The following is a 14,618-nucleotide window of genomic DNA, read 5'->3' as shown; positions in this document are numbered from 1 at the left end:
GGAGCGAGTCGGGTCTTCGCGATCACCTCGCGCGGGTCGTAGATCAACGGCCGCACGATGCCGCGGTTCTCGTCGAAGAAGGCGCCACCACCGAGGTCGGCGGCCGCCGGCGCGATCGCGTGTTGCTCGACAGTTCCGGGACCTCGTCGGTCGCCAGCAACTCCCGCAGCACCTCCCGTGTGTGCTGCAGGAGTGCGGAAACCTCGATCGGGCGCCGGATCGGGCCGTCGATGCTGCAGCTCACGACCGGAGCACCGCGACCCTCGCCCTGATGCCGTCGATCACGCAGTCCAGCCCGAACTCGAACTGCCCCTCCAGCGACCACAGCTCCTGCTCGCCCAGCATCGCGACGTAACGGGGATGCCTGTCCCGGTACAGGTCGGCGATCTTCGCCAGGTCCGGCGGCGCGGCATCCATCCCGCCGCGGCCGATGAAGTTCACCTCGGCCGTCGCGTATCCGACGACGTAGCTCGACACCGCCGACACCGACCGCGCCGCCGCGAACGTCGACAGGCCGGCCGACAGCATGGCTTCGAGCATCGTGTCCGCCATCGCCACCGCGTTCGGCCCGACGGAGTTGAACTCACCGATGCCTCGGATCCACCACGGGTGCCTGTGCGCGACCTGACGAAACGCGTGCATCATCTGCCGCAGCGCCGTCTCCCAGTCGGTGTCCGGTTCCGGTCGCCCGAGCTCCCCGTAGACCTCGTCGAGGCAGAGCTCGATCAACGCGTCCTTCGTCGGCACGTGCCAGTAGAGCGACATCGGTGCGGCACCGAGTGCGGCCGCGAGCTTGCGCATGGACAGCTTCTGCATGCCGTGCTCGTCCAGCATCTCCACCGCCTTGCAGACGATCGCCTCCCGGCTCAGGCCGAGAGGCTGACCGCTGCTGGGCCTGGGCTTGCTGAACCACACGCTGTCCACAGCAGCGATCCTAAGCACGCCGCAGCAACACGCTGGCCACAACACCTCCCAGGAACACCGCGATCGCGCCGATCACGAGGCTCACGCTCATGCCGGACGAGAACGCGTCGCGCACGACCGTGATGTCCGCTCCGCTGTGCAGTGCGTCGCTCAACGACCGCGACGGGATTCCGTCCGGCAGTGAGGCCGCGAACCGCGCGGACAGCAGCGCGCCCAGCACGGCGATGCCGAACGAGGAGCCCAGCTCCGTCAGCGTGCTCGACAGACCCGACGCGATACCGGCGCGCTCCGGCGGGATGGCACCCATCAGCGCGTTGACCGCAACCGGTTGCGCCACACCGACACCCACGCCGATGAGGATCAGACCGGCCAGCGTCGGCGGGTAGGTGTTGCCGATCGACAGCAGCACCACGCCGCCCGCGACGATCGTCATGCCGAGCAGCATCGCCTTGCTGGCACCCAGTTTCAGCACGAGCTGGCCCAGCGTGTTGCTGGTGACGAGCAACGCGATCGCCATCGGTGCCACGCGAAGACCGGCCTCCAACGGGCTGTAGCCGAGCACGCCCTGAAGGTGTTGCGTCAACAGGAAGAGCGAGCCCGCCATGCCGAACGACGCCAGCACTCCCGACGCCACCGCACCGGTGAACCGCCGGTCCGCGAAGAAGCCGAGGTCCAGCATCGGCTCCGCGGTGTGCCGTTCCCACAACGCGAACGCCGTCATGGTGACCAGCCCGATCGCCACGGGCACGCCGAACTGCGCAGAGCCGAACCCGTGCTCCGGCACCTCGATGACCGCGTACACCAGCGCAACCATGCCGATGATCGACAGGATCGAGCCGATGACGTCCGGCCTGCGCACGGTCGGGTCCTTGGACTCCGGCACCAGCGCCGCGACGGCCGCGATCGCGAGGATCGCCACCGGCACGTTGATGAGGAACACCGAACCCCACCAGAAGTGCTTGATGAGCGCGCCGCCGATCACCGGACCGGCCGCGAAGCCGAGGCTCGTGACCGCGGCCCAGATGCCGATGGCCTTCGGGCGTTCCTTCTCGTCGAACAACTGCATCAGCACGGCCAGCGTGCCCGGCATCAGCATCGCGGCACCGACGCCCATGAAGCCGCGTGCCGCGATCAGCGCCTCGGACGAGCCCGCGTAGGCCGCCACGGCACTGCCCGCACCGAAGAGCGCGAGACCGGCCAGCAACGCCTTCCTGCGGCCGAACCTGTCGCTCAGCGAACCGGTCGTGAGCAGCAGACCCGCCAGCGCCAGCGAGTACGCGTTGATCATCCACTGGATGTCGGCGGTGCTCGCCCCGAGGCCGGTGGAGATCGACGGGATCGCCACGTTCAGCACGGTGTTGTCGAGCACCACGACCATCACGGACAGGCAGAGCACGCCGAGCACGGCCCAGCGCTGGGGGTGCGGGTGCACCCCGACCTTCTCGGTCGTCGAAGTCATGTCCTCCCCCTTACGGTGTACGAGCAACTTACAGCGTACGAGACACCGGGGCGCAACGGGTTTCACGGAGGGAGACGTGGATCGCGAAGGCGCTCAGCGCCTGAGCCTGCGGGGCTTCGGGGGTCGTCCCCGAAAAAGAACTGCGGGCTCTGGCGAAATCGACCGAAGGCCGATGAGCGCCAGAGCCCGCCACGTAAAGGGCGGCCGCGCTCAACCAGCCTGGGGGTCACTGGGAGCGGGGCCGCCGAGGACAAATATAGCGGGCCTTGGGCGGGCGCGCCCAGCACCCCCACCGAAACGCGACCCAAAAGTTTCCCCAACTGGACCACTGCCCGTGTTCGGCCCGTCCAGCAAACGAGTGAATTCACCGGTCCGCGGTGCGGCGAGCAGGGCCGACGGCCGATGAACACGGAGTCGGGCGTCCCTCGAAGGGAGATTCCATGGCTGAACCACAGGGATGGATCCACTGCCACGACCCGTTCGGTCGGGACAGATCGATGACCGTCCTGGTCGAAAACGACCGAGTCCTCCTGGTCACGCCACCGGGCGAGACCGCTGTGATGTCCGCCACGCAGACACGCCGGCTGGGATCCTTGCTCGATCAGGCCACGGCGAAGATGTGATGGACGAGGCGCTGCGAGACGCGGTGCTGCAACGGCTGGCACTGCTGGACAAGGTCGCCGAGCACGGCGAAGCCGACGCGCTGGTCCCGCTGGCCCGCGCGGAGATCCACCGCCTGGCGGACGGCTGGCGACTGCTGCTGACGGTGCACCAGCCGGACGAGGACGGCAGGTGCAAGGCGTGTCCCGGCTGGCTGCGGCGACGGCGGTGGCCGTGCCAGGTCTGGAACATGGCGCATCAGCACCTGATCGGCGAGGGTCTGCCGCATCGGGAGCGCCGCAGGCCGTTGCGCAACCCTTTCACCCGATCGGGCACGATCGAGATCCCTGAGGAAACACCGGTCGAGCTGACCACCGAGCTGCCGCCGATCTTGAGCGACCTCCCGCCGGTGGTGCACCGCGCGCCGGTCGTGTCGCGCCCGAAGCACGCCTTGCCGGACTGAGCTTCAGGCAGGATGGGCCGCATGCATGACGGCAGCGGCCTCATCGCGGTGCAGAACCTGACCAAGCAGTTCGGTCCAGTCACCGCGGTGCAGAACCTGAGCTTCACCGTGTCCCCCGGCAGTGTCACGGGCTTCCTCGGCCCGAACGGCGCGGGGAAGACGACGACCCTGCGGATGTTGCTCGGGCTCGTGAAGCCGACCAGCGGCACGGCGACGATCAACGGAAGACCGTTCCACCAGCTCGGTCAGCCCGGCCGCGTGGTGGGCGCGGTGCTGGAGGCACAGGGGTTCCACCCCGCCCGCTCCGCCCGCGACCACCTGCGCGTGTACGCGGCGGCCATCGGCGTGCCGGACGCGCAGGCCGACCAGGTCCTCGGCCTGGTCGGCCTGGGCTCCGCGGCCGATCGCAAGGTGGGCGGGTTCTCACTCGGCATGAAGCAGCGGCTGGCGCTCGCCACCGCGCTGCTCGGCGACCCGCAGGTGCTCGTGCTGGACGAACCCGCGAACGGCCTCGACCCCGAGGGCATCGCGTGGCTGCGCACGTTCCTGCAGTCGTACGCGCGGATGGGACGCACGGTGCTGATCTCCAGCCACCTGCTGGCCGAGGTCGAGCAGACCGTCGACCAGGTCGTGATCATCTCGCGCGGGCAGACGATGTTCTACGGGCCGTTGGAGCAGTTGCGGCAGTCGCAGCAGCGGCGCGTTCTCGTCCAGCCGTCGGACATCAACGCGCTCGCGACGGCGTTGCGTGCTGAGGGTGTGCAGGCGATCGAGCAGCTGCCCGACGGCAGGCTCGCGGTGTCCGGAGTGGACTCCAGGCAGGTGGCCGACAGCGCGTTGAAGGCAGGCGTGTCGATCTACGGCATCCAGGAGGAGCAGGTCGACCTCGAGCGGCTGTTCTTCCAGCTCACCAGCGGCCAGTACGCCGGGTACGCGCCGGCTCAGACTCCGTACAAGCAGCAGGGTGGTTGGGCCTGATGGGCAACCTCGTACAGGCGGAGCTCCGCAAGACGACGACGACCGGGCTGTGGTGGGGTCTGCTGATCCCGACCGCGGTGCTGGCGCTCGGCTGGGGGCTCGCCACCGGTCTGCTCGGTCAGTTCTTCGTGGACTTCGCGTCGACCAGCGACGTCGACGAGGTGTCGGACTTTCTCGGGGTCACGCCGGACCAGTGGAAGGTGTCGCTGTTCGGCATGGCGCGGGCGATCAACATCTCGACGATCTTCCCGATGGTCTTCGGTGCGCTGGCGATCTCCGGTGAGATCAACCGGCGGACGATCACGACGACGTTCCTGACCGCGCCGTCGCGCATGCACGCGTTGCTGGCGAAGATGCTGGTCTACGTGTTGTGGGGCGCGATCTACGGCCTCGCGATCATGCTGTTCCTCGGCATCGGCGTGGTGATCACCAGCGATTCCGGGCAGCTGCCGGACGCCGGTGGCTGGGCGATGCTGACGCTAGCCTGCGTGCTGTCGTCGGTCCTGATGACGATGTTCGGCGTCGGCATCGGCGCGCTGATCCCGAACGTGGCGGGCACGGTCGTGTTGCTGCTGCTGTACTTCCTGGTGATCGAGAACGTGCTGCACCTCGTGCTCGCGTACCTGGAGGTGCCCTCGATCATCGGGTTCCTTCCGAACGGGTCGATCAACGGGCTCACCGGGTCGGTCGCGGTCGACCTCTTCCTGTCGACGGCGGGTGTGGTGCCGCCGGAGGTCGAGGACGTGCTGCGGGCGATCGCCGGTGCGGGCGGGGCGCTCGACTGGTGGTGGTCGGGGCTCGTGTTCCTCGGCTGGTCCGGGATCGTGTTCGCGGGCGGCTGGGCGGTCACCCAGTCCAAGGACATCACCTGACCTGCGGCTTCCCAAGATCCACTTAGCTGTCAGACCCCGTCCGTAGTCTTGGCTGCGTGACGAAGGGCTGGATCCGCCGACTGACCGCCGCCTGCTGGCAGCACCCCCGACTGGTGGTGCTGTCGGTGCTGGCGGCGGTCGTCGGCGTTGGTCTGCAGGCGGCGGGCCCGTTGCTGCTCAAGACCGCGGTCGACGACTCGACGGAGGGCCGCACCGACCGGCTGTGGGCGCTCATGGTGGCGTTGATCGCGCTGGAGCTGCTCACGTTCGGGTCGGCGTTCCTGCGGCGATATCTGGGCGGCCGGCTGGCGCTGGGCGTGCAGCACGACCTGCGGCTCGGCGTGTTCTCGGCGGTGCAGCGGCTCGACGGCGCGAAGCAGGACGAGCTGCGGACCGGGCAGATCGTGTCGCGGTCGATCACCGACCTGCAGCTGGTGCAGTCGCTGCTGATGATGGCGCCGCTGGCGGTCGGCACCGTGGTGTTCGCGGTGGCCGCCCTGGCTGCGATGCTCTACCTGTCGGTGCCGCTGACGATCATCGCGATCATCGTGCTGCCGCTGGTGGCGTGGCTCGCGGGCCGGACGCGGCTGACGTTGTTCCCCGCCACCTGGTCCGCGCAGCAGCGGGCCGCCGATCTCGCGCAGCACGTCGAGGAGACCGTCACCGGTGTCCGCGTGGTGAAGGGCTTCGGCCAGGAGGCGCGCGAGGTGGCACGGCTGGAGAAGCACGCTCGGGCGCTGTTCGCGGAACGGATGCGCGCTGCCCGGCTGACGTCGCGGCCGCTCGCGACCGTCACCGCGCTGCCGTTGCTCGGCCAGGTCGGCGTACTGGCGCTGGGCGGCTGGCTGGCGTTGCACGGTGAGGTCACGCTGGGCACGTTCCTGGCGTTCACGACGTACGTGGCGAACCTCGTAGGCCCGACCAGGATCCTGTCCGGCCTGGTGGTGTCCGCGCAGCTGGCGCGCGCCGGGGTGGAGCGGGTCTACGAGCTGATCGACTCGCAGCCGGACGTGCGGGACGGCCCCGACGAGGTGCCGGACGGCCCGCTCGGCATCTCGTTCTCGGACGTGACGTTCGGCTACACCCGCAGCGAGCCGGTGCTGCAGGACTTCTCGATCTCCGTGGAGCCGGGCGAGACGCTGGCGCTGGTCGGTACCGCGGGTTCCGGCAAGTCCACGGTTTCGTTGCTGCTGCCCCGTTTCTACGACGTGCACTCCGGTGCCGTCCGGGTGGGTGGCGCCGACGTCCGCACGCTGCGCCTGGAGTCGTTGCGCGGTGCGGTGGGTGTCGTCTTCGAGGAGGCTTTCCTCTTTTCCGACACGGTGTTCGCGAACATCGCGTACGGCCGCCCCACCGCGTCCCGTGAGGAAGTGGAGCGCGCCGCGAAGGCAGCGGAGGCGCACGACTTCATCGAGGCCCTGCCGCTCGGCTACGACACGGTGGTGGGCGAACGCGGCCTGACCCTCTCCGGCGGTCAACGCCAGCGCGTGGCCCTCGCTCGCGCTCTCCTCTCGGACCCGCGGGTGCTGTTGCTGGACGACGCCACGTCCGCCGTGGACAACGCGACGGAAGCCGCGATCCACGCGACGCTGGCCTCGGTGACGGCGAACCGCACGACCCTGCTGGTGGCCCACAGACGCTCGACGCTGTCCCTGGCCGACCGGATCGCGGTCCTCGACGCGGGCCGCGTGGTCGACGTCGGCACCCACGAGGAGCTGACCGCTCGCTGCCCCCTCTACCGCGACCTGCTGGCGGGCCCGGACGAGGCGATCGAGTCCACCCCACCCGTGGCGACAGGCGAACTGTGGCCCACGTTGTCCCAGGAGACGCTGGACCAGCGCCTGATCGACGAAGCCAGGACCACTGCTCCCGCCGCGTCCGGCCGCCGGGGAGGCGGTGGCGGCGGCATGTCGGCACTGGCGGGCGGCCCGCCCACCCCGGAACTGCTGGCCAAGGTGCGCGCGCTGCCGCCCGCCACCGAGGCTCCGGTCCTGCACGGCGAAGACCCGCAGGCACCCGATCCGAGCTTCCGCCTGGCGAGCCTGCTGCGCCCGGTCCGCTGGGCCTTGGCCGCCGTGGCCGCCCTGGTCGTGCTGGACGCGCTGGTGGGCATGGGCCTGCCGGCGCTGGTCCGCCTTGGCGTCGACGGCGGCGTGGTGACAGGCACCACCTCCACCCTGTGGCAGGCGGTCGCCATGGGCGTGGGCCTGGTGGTGATCGGCTGGCTGACCACGACGGGCAGCACCGTGTTCGCCGCCCGCCTGGGCGAACGCCTGCTCTACCTGCTCCGCGTCCGCAGCTACGCCCACCTGCAACGCCTGGGCCTCGACTACTACGAGCGCGAGATGGCCGGCCGCATCATGACGAGGATGACGACGGACGTCGACGCCCTCTCGACGTTCCTGCAGACCGGCCTCGTCACCGCGGTGATCAGCCTCATCACGGTCGTGGGCATCACCGCGGCCCTGGTGATCACCGACGCGTCCCTGGCCCTGATCGCCCTGTCCGTCCTGCCACTCCTGGCCGTCGCCACGGTGATCTTCCAGCGCCTCGCCTCCACCGCCTACGCCGAAGCCCGCGAGCGGGTGAGCGCCGTCAACGCCGACCTCCAGGAGAACGTCTCGGGTCTGCGCGTCTCCCAGGCCTACACCCGCGAACGCCACTCGGCGGAAGCCTTCGCCGAACGCAGCGACGCCTACCGCCGCACCCGCCTGCGCGCCCAGCGCTACATCGCCACCTACTTCCCCTTCGTGGCAATGCTCTCCGGCGTGGCCCAAGCCGTGGTCCTCGCCGTAGGCGCCCACCGGGTGGCCACCGGCACGCTGACTCCGGGCGTCCTCCTGGCCTTCCTGCTCTACCTGGGCCTGTTCTTCAGCCCGATCCAGCAACTCTCCGGCGTCTTCGACGGCTACCAGCAGGCCCGCGTGGGCCTGCGCCGAATCGGCGACCTCCTGCGCACCCCGAGCACGGTCGAACCCCCGGCGACCCCAATCCCGGTCCCGCCCCGCCTGCGCGGCGAGGTGGAACTGCGCAACGTCTCCTTCACCTACCAGGGCGCCGACCACCCGGCCCTGGACAACGTGTCCCTCCACGTCAACCCCGGCGAAACCGTCGCCCTCGTGGGCGAAACCGGCGCCGGCAAGTCCACCCTGGTGAAGCTGATCGCCCGCTTCTACGACGCCACCACCGGCTCCGTCCAGGTCGACGGCGTGGACATCCGCACCTACGACCTCTCGTCCTACCGCCAACGCCTGGGCGTGGTCCCCCAGGAGGCCCACCTCTTCGGCGGCGACGTGGCCGAGAACGTCGCCTACGGCCGCCCCACCGCCACAAGAGAAGAAATCCAGCAAGCCGTAGCAGCCGTAGGCGCCCTCCCGATGGTCGCCACCCTCCCCAACGGCTTCCACCAACCGGTGGGCGAACGCGGCAACCACCTCTCCGCGGGCCAACGCCAACTCCTGGCCCTGGCCCGCGCCGAACTGGTGAACCCGGACCTCCTCCTGCTGGACGAGGCCACCGCCGCCCTGGACCCGGCCACCGAGTCCGCCGTCCTGGCCGCCAGCGACCACCTGACGGGCACCCGCACCACCTTCGTGGTGGCCCACCGCCTGGCCACAGCGGCAAAAGCCGACCGCATAGTCGTCCTGGCCAACGGCCGCATAGTCGAACAGGGCACCCACGCCGACCTCTTGGCATCCAACGGCGCCTACGCCCGCCTTTGGCGCCACGGCACCCCAGAAGCCGCCGCCTGACCAACCGCGCGCCCAGGCGGCGATGCCGAGCCGCGCAGCCCCACCCCCAACTCGCGGCGCAGGCGAAGCCTGGCTGCCCGACCGCGAAGGCGAAGCCGAGCCGGACAGGGCATTGCACCGCCGCGCACGCGGTAGTCCGGCAACCCGGCCGCCCCGACGTGCCCACGCACGCAGGCGAACCGGCGCCAGCCCGCCCAAGCCGACCCGCGCGGTTGCCAACGGGCGCCCGCCACCACAAGCCGACCCCGGACAGGTGGCCAACCGAAACCCGCCACCACAAGCCGAACCCGACCAACGCACCCACACTCGCAACGCGACCTGAGCCACCTGGCGCACCCCACCACAAGCCGACCCCGCGCGGTCGCCAACCGTGGCCCCCGCCACGAACCCTCGTCACCGCCCCACCCCATGACGTAGAAACCAACTCCCCGGACCAGCCAGGTCAAGGAGCCCACGTCATGCCGTCCCGCCCCACCGTCCTCTACGTCTCGGACCTGACCTACCCGGCCAAGGGCAGGCGCTACTGCGACGAGGACATCTACCTGACCTCAGAGCTCCGCAAGACCTTCGACCTGGCCATCTGCCACCCGACAGACGCCGCGCAACTCATGGCCGGCTTCGACACCGCCGTAATCCGCAACAGCGGCCCGGTGATCGACTACCCGGAGGCCTACCGCCACTTCCGGGAGCAGGCCAGGACCACCGGCCAACGCGTCTACAACCCGCTGACCGGCAATGCCGACATGGCAGGCAAGCAGTACCTGGTCGACCTGACCGTCGAGGGCTACCCGGTCATCCCCACGATCGACTCCCCGCAACACCTGGACCGCCTCCCACGGACAGACGAGTACGTCGTGAAGCCCAAAACCGGCGCCGACTCCCACGGCCTGGAGTTCGTGTCCCGCGACGCCCTGCCGGCGAGGCTCGCGGACAAAGCGATCGACAACGCCGACGTCCTCATCCAGCCCAAGATCGATTTCCGGTACGAGGTGTCGTTCTACTTCGTCGACCACGACTTCCAGTACGCCCTGCACGCACCGGACCCGGCCCACCGCTGGGAGCTCACCTGGTACACCCCCACCACCGCGGATCTGGAGTTCGCGCAGACGTTCATCGACTGGAACAGCCTCGACCACGGCATCCAGCGCGTGGACGCGTGCCGCACGCAGTCGGGAGACCTGCTGCTGGTCGAGCTGGAGGACCTGAACCCGTACCTGTCGCTGGACCGGACACCGGAACGGACCAGGGAGGAGTTCGTGACAGCCATGACCGCGTCGATCGAGCGTTCACTGGCCTGACCGGGAGCCGGGCAAGATCGGCCGGCCTGGTCGGCAGGATCAATCGGCGGGATGCGGTTGTTGTACCTATCGTGAACTGATCACTGCACTCGGTGCGTATGCCCGTCCAACGGCTCCGTGGGCATTGCCCGAAAGAGAGGGGGACGTAGTGAGACGCACATCAAGAATTGCTCAACTACGGGTGACGACGGGCCCGTCCTGATCGATCCTGTGACAGAGCACTCCTTGCCAGATGCCTCCAGCGTGTGAAGGCCCGGGCCAGGGGGACTAGCCTGACTACCGCATGAGTCAACACCAAGAGCGAGATGGATAGAGGCGAGCGCCAGCCGTGTCCAGCAGCAGTCCTGCGTCACAATTCGGGCCGAACGAGTGGCTCGTCGAGGAGATGTACGAGCAGTTCCTCGCGGACCCGTCATCCGTAGACCCGGCATGGCATGACTTCTTTGCCGACTACAAGCGTGCGGGCGGCAACGGAACCGCCACGGCCAGCGCGGGTGGCTCCACGGCCACCGCCACCGTGACGCCGCCTGCCGCCGACAACGGCAAGGCAGCGCCCGCCGCGTCCAAGCCGGCCGCACAGCCCAAGCCCGCGGCCACGCTGCCGCAGACCGGCAAGCCCGCGCCCCAGCAGGCCGCGAAGGCCAAGCCGGTCACGCAGAGCGCGCAGCCCGAGCAGAAGCAGCTGCGCGGTGCCGCCGCCGCGATCGCGAAGAACATGGAGCTGTCGCTCACCGTTCCGACCGCGACCAGCGTGCGCGCCGTGCCCGCCAAGCTGTTGGCCGACAACCGCATCGTCATCAACAACCACCTGAAGCGGACGCGCGGCGGGAAGGTCTCCTTCACGCACGTCATCGGCTACGCGGTGGTGCGGGCGCTGCAGGCCTACCCGAACATGAACCGGCACTACGCCGAGGTCGACGGCAAGCCGTTCGTCGTCACGCCGGAGCACGTGAACTTCGGTCTCGCGATCGACCTGCCCGGCAAGGACGGCCAGCGCACGCTGGTGGTCGCGTCGGTCAAGGGCTGCGAGAACATGACGTTCACGCAGTTCTGGCAGGCCTACGAGGACCTGATCCGCAAGGCTCGGGCAGGCTCGCTCACGACCGACGACTTCTCCGGCACCACGATCTCGCTGACCAACCCCGGCACCATCGGCACGAACCACTCGGTGCCGCGGCTGCAGGCCGGTCAGGGCGCGATCATCGGTGTCGGCGCCATGGAGTACCCCGCGCACTTCCAGGGCACCAGCGAGCAGGCGCTCACCGACATGGGCGTCAGCAAGATCATCACGCTGACCAGCACGTACGACCACCGCATCATCCAGGGCGCGGAGTCGGGCGAGTTCCTCAAGCGCGTGCACCAGCTGCTGCTCGGCGAGGACGGCTTCTACGACGACATCTTCGCGTCGCTGCGGCTGCCCTACGAGCCGATCCGCTGGGTCGCCGACATCCCAGAGGGCGCTGTCGACAAGACCGCCCGCGTGATCGAGCTGATCGACGCGTTCCGCACCCGCGGTCACCTGATGGCGGACACGGACCCGCTGAACTACCGCCAGCGCAGCCACGCGGACCTCGACGTCCTGAGCCACGGCCTCACGCTGTGGGACCTGGACCGCGAGTTCCCGGTCGGCGGCTTCGCCGGCAAGGAGCGGATGAAGCTCCGCGACATCCTGGGCGTGCTGCGCAACTCGTACTGCCGCACGGTCGGCGTCGAGTACATGCACATCCTGGAGCCGGAAGAGCGGCAGTGGATCCAGGAGCGCGTCGAGGTTCCGCACGAGAAGCCACCGGCCACCGTGCAGAAGTACATCCTCAGCAAGCTGAACGCGGCTGAGGCGTTCGAGACGTTCCTTCAGACCAAGTACGTCGGCCAGAAGCGCTTCTCGCTGGAGGGCGGCGAGACCGTCATCCCGCTGCTCGACGCGGTGCTCGACAAGGCCGCCGAGCACGAGCTCGACGAGGTCGTCATCGGCATGCCGCACCGCGGCCGCCTGAACGTGCTCGCGAACATCGTCGGCAAGCCGATCTCGCAGATCTTCCGCGAGTTCGAGGGCAACCTCGACCCCGGCCAGGCGCACGGCTCCGGCGACGTGAAGTACCACCTCGGTGCCGAGGGCAAGTACTTCCGCATGTTCGGTGACGGCGAGACCAAGGTGTCGCTGACCGCGAACCCGTCGCACCTCGAGGCCGTCGACCCGGTGCTCGAGGGCATCGTGCGCGCCAAGCAGGACCTGATCGACCGCGGCGGCGACTTCTTCCCCGTCCTGCCGGTCGCCCTGCACGGTGACGCGGCGTTCGCGGGCCAGGGTGTCGTGGCCGAGACGCTGAACCTCGCGCTCGTCCGCGGCTACCGCACCGGTGGCACGGTCCACATCGTCGTCAACAACCAGGTCGGCTTCACCACCGCGCCGGAGCACTCGCGGTCCTCGAAGTACTCGACCGACGTCGCGAAGATGATCGGCTCGCCGGTCTTCCACGTGAACGGTGACGACCCCGAGGCCTGCTACTGGGTCGCGAAGCTGGCCGTCGACTACCGCCAGGCGTTCCACAAGGACGTCGTGATCGACATGGTCTGCTACCGCCGCCGCGGCCACAACGAGGGCGACGACCCCTCGATGACGCAGCCGGCGATGTACGACGTGATCGACCAGAAGCGCTCGGTCCGCAAGACCTACACCGAGGCCCTGATCGGCCGCGGCGACATCACGGTCGAAGAGGCCGAGAAGGCGCTGCAGGACTTCTCCAGCCAGCTGGAGCACGTCTTCAACGAGGTCCGCGAGCTCGAGAAGCACCCGGTGACGGTCAGCCCGTCGGTGGAGGCCGAGCAGCAGGTCCCGGCGAAGCTGCCCACCGGCATCACGCGTGAGGTGCTGGAGCACATCGCCGACGCCCACGTGAACCTGCCGGAGGGCTTCACGCCGCACGCGCGCGTCAAGCCGGTGCTGGAGCGCCGCGCGAAGATGGCGCGCGAGGGCGGCATCGACTGGGCGTTCGCCGAGCTGCTCGCGTTCGGCTCGCTCGCGCTGGAGGGTCGCAAGATCCGCCTGGCCGGCCAGGACTCGCGCCGCGGCACGTTCGTGCAGCGCCACGCGACCCTGATCGACCGCAAGACCGGCGAGGAGTACACGCCGCTGCAGAACCTGTCGCCGGACCAGGGCAAGTTCATGGTCTACGACTCGGTGCTCTCGGAGTTCGCCGCGCTCGGCTTCGAGTACGGCTACTCGGTCGCGAACCCGCAGGCGCTGGTGCTGTGGGAGGCGCAGTTCGGTGACTTCGTCAACGGCGCGCAGCCGATCATCGACGAGTTCATCTCGTCCGGTGAGGCCAAGTGGGGTCAGCGTTCCGACGTCGTGATCCTGCTGCCGCACGGCCACGAGGGCCAGGGCCCCGACCACACGTCGGGCCGCATCGAGCGCTGGCTGCAGCTGTGCGCCGAGGGCTCCATGACCGTCGCGGTGCCGTCGACCCCGGCGAACTACTTCCACCTGCTGCGCCGCCACGCCCTCGACGGCGTCGACCGCCCGCTCGTGGTGTTCACGCCGAAGTCGATGCTGCGTCTCAAGGCCGCGGTCAGCGGGACGGACGAGTTCATCAACGACCGCTTCCAGTCCGTGATCGACGACCCGACGATCAAGGACCCGAACGCGGTCACGAAGGTCCTGCTGTGCAGCGGCAAGATCTCCTACGAGCTGCACGCCGAGCGCGAGAAGCGCGGCGGCGGCGACGTGGCGATCGTGCGTGTCGAGCAGCTCTACCCGGTCCCGGCCCGCAAGCTGACCGAGACCCTGGAGCGCTACCCGAACGCGAAGGACGTCCGCTGGGTGCAGGAGGAGCCGGCGAACCAGGGCGCCTGGCCGTTCTACGGCCTGGCCCTGCCGGAGCTGCTGCCCGAGCACCTGGGCACCGTCCGCCGCGTGTCGCGCCGTCCGATGGCCGCCCCGTCGGCCGGCTCGAGCAAGGTCCACGAGGTCGAGCAGCGCGAGATCATCACCCGCGCCTTCGAGTGATCACCGTTTGACCGAGACGAGCCGCCGGGCCCTGAACAGGGTCCGGCGGCTCGTTTTCTCAGCCCACACAGGAGTTTCTGCCATGTACCACACCGATCGCGGCATCGAAGAGCTCGAGAAGCGGCGCGGCGAGGAGGAGGTCACCCTCGCGTGGCTCGCCGACAAGCTCCGCTCGTTCGTCGATGCCAACCCGGACTTCGAGACGGCCGTCGAACGGCTCGCCACCTACCTGGCGCGCGACGACGAGGACGACTTCGAGGACTGAT

Annotated in this window: 10 protein-coding genes; 7 read left to right on the top strand and 3 right to left on the bottom strand. The window is 69.3% G+C overall.

What is annotated here, in order from left to right; translation table 11 throughout:
• Positions 1–43: 43 nt before the first annotated feature.
• From C8D87_RS45100 to C8D87_RS14760, 3 genes are read right to left on the bottom strand one after another with little or no spacing between them, the layout of a single operon-like run.
• On the bottom strand, positions 44–244 hold the full coding sequence (locus tag C8D87_RS45100) for a hypothetical protein (protein WP_146771707.1): 201 nt from the start codon (positions 242–244) through the stop codon (positions 44–46).
• A complete protein-coding gene (locus C8D87_RS14765; protein WP_112226975.1) occupies positions 241–924 on the bottom strand; it encodes a TetR/AcrR family transcriptional regulator in 684 nt (227 codons plus the stop codon). The genes C8D87_RS45100 and C8D87_RS14765 overlap by 4 nt, the downstream gene beginning before the upstream one ends.
• A 10-nt stretch (positions 925–934) precedes the next feature.
• The gene (locus C8D87_RS14760) at positions 935–2,383 is read right to left on the bottom strand and encodes an MFS transporter (RefSeq protein WP_109639294.1); all 1,449 of its coding nucleotides are present in this window, start codon (positions 2,381–2,383) and stop codon (positions 935–937) included.
• 622 nt (positions 2,384–3,005) lie between these two features.
• Between C8D87_RS14760 and C8D87_RS14750 the strand changes: the two genes are divergently transcribed.
• The 7 genes from C8D87_RS14750 (at position 3,006) to C8D87_RS14720 (ending at position 14,617) form a co-directional block, all read left to right on the top strand.
• Positions 3,006–3,446: an AraC family transcriptional regulator gene (locus C8D87_RS14750; RefSeq protein ID WP_233439996.1), complete on the top strand. Its 441-nt coding sequence runs from the start codon at positions 3,006–3,008 to the stop codon at positions 3,444–3,446.
• 21 nt (positions 3,447–3,467) lie between these two features.
• Positions 3,468–4,424, top strand: a complete 957-nt coding sequence (locus C8D87_RS14745) for an ABC transporter ATP-binding protein (RefSeq protein ID WP_109639293.1) — start codon at positions 3,468–3,470, stop codon at positions 4,422–4,424.
• Positions 4,424–5,296, top strand: coding sequence for an ABC transporter permease subunit (locus C8D87_RS14740; protein WP_109639292.1), 873 nt, complete (start codon positions 4,424–4,426; stop codon positions 5,294–5,296). Before C8D87_RS14745 ends, C8D87_RS14740 begins: the two co-directional genes overlap by 1 nt.
• 56 nt (positions 5,297–5,352) lie before the next feature.
• The gene (locus C8D87_RS14735) at positions 5,353–9,048 is read left to right on the top strand and encodes an ABC transporter ATP-binding protein (protein ID WP_233442089.1); all 3,696 of its coding nucleotides are present in this window, start codon (positions 5,353–5,355) and stop codon (positions 9,046–9,048) included.
• A gap of 458 nt (positions 9,049–9,506) precedes the next feature.
• Positions 9,507–10,346 carry a hypothetical protein gene (locus C8D87_RS14730; RefSeq protein ID WP_112226973.1) on the top strand — a complete coding sequence of 280 codons (840 nt, stop codon included), beginning with the start codon at positions 9,507–9,509 and terminating at the stop codon, positions 10,344–10,346.
• A gap of 328 nt (positions 10,347–10,674) precedes the next feature.
• Positions 10,675–14,352, top strand: coding sequence for a multifunctional oxoglutarate decarboxylase/oxoglutarate dehydrogenase thiamine pyrophosphate-binding subunit/dihydrolipoyllysine-residue succinyltransferase subunit (locus C8D87_RS14725; protein ID WP_109639289.1), 3,678 nt, complete (start codon positions 10,675–10,677; stop codon positions 14,350–14,352).
• An 82-nt stretch (positions 14,353–14,434) separates the two neighbouring features.
• Complete coding sequence (locus C8D87_RS14720; RefSeq protein WP_109639288.1) at positions 14,435–14,617, top strand: DUF6104 family protein; 183 nt, start codon at positions 14,435–14,437, stop codon at positions 14,615–14,617.
• The last annotated feature ends 1 nt before the right edge of the window (position 14,618 follow it).

The organism is Lentzea atacamensis (assembly GCF_003269295.1).
Taxonomy (GTDB): domain Bacteria; phylum Actinomycetota; class Actinomycetes; order Mycobacteriales; family Pseudonocardiaceae; genus Lentzea; species Lentzea atacamensis.
The sequence above is the reverse complement of the archived record's forward strand: the minus strand, read 5'-3'. Positions and strand labels throughout refer to the sequence as shown.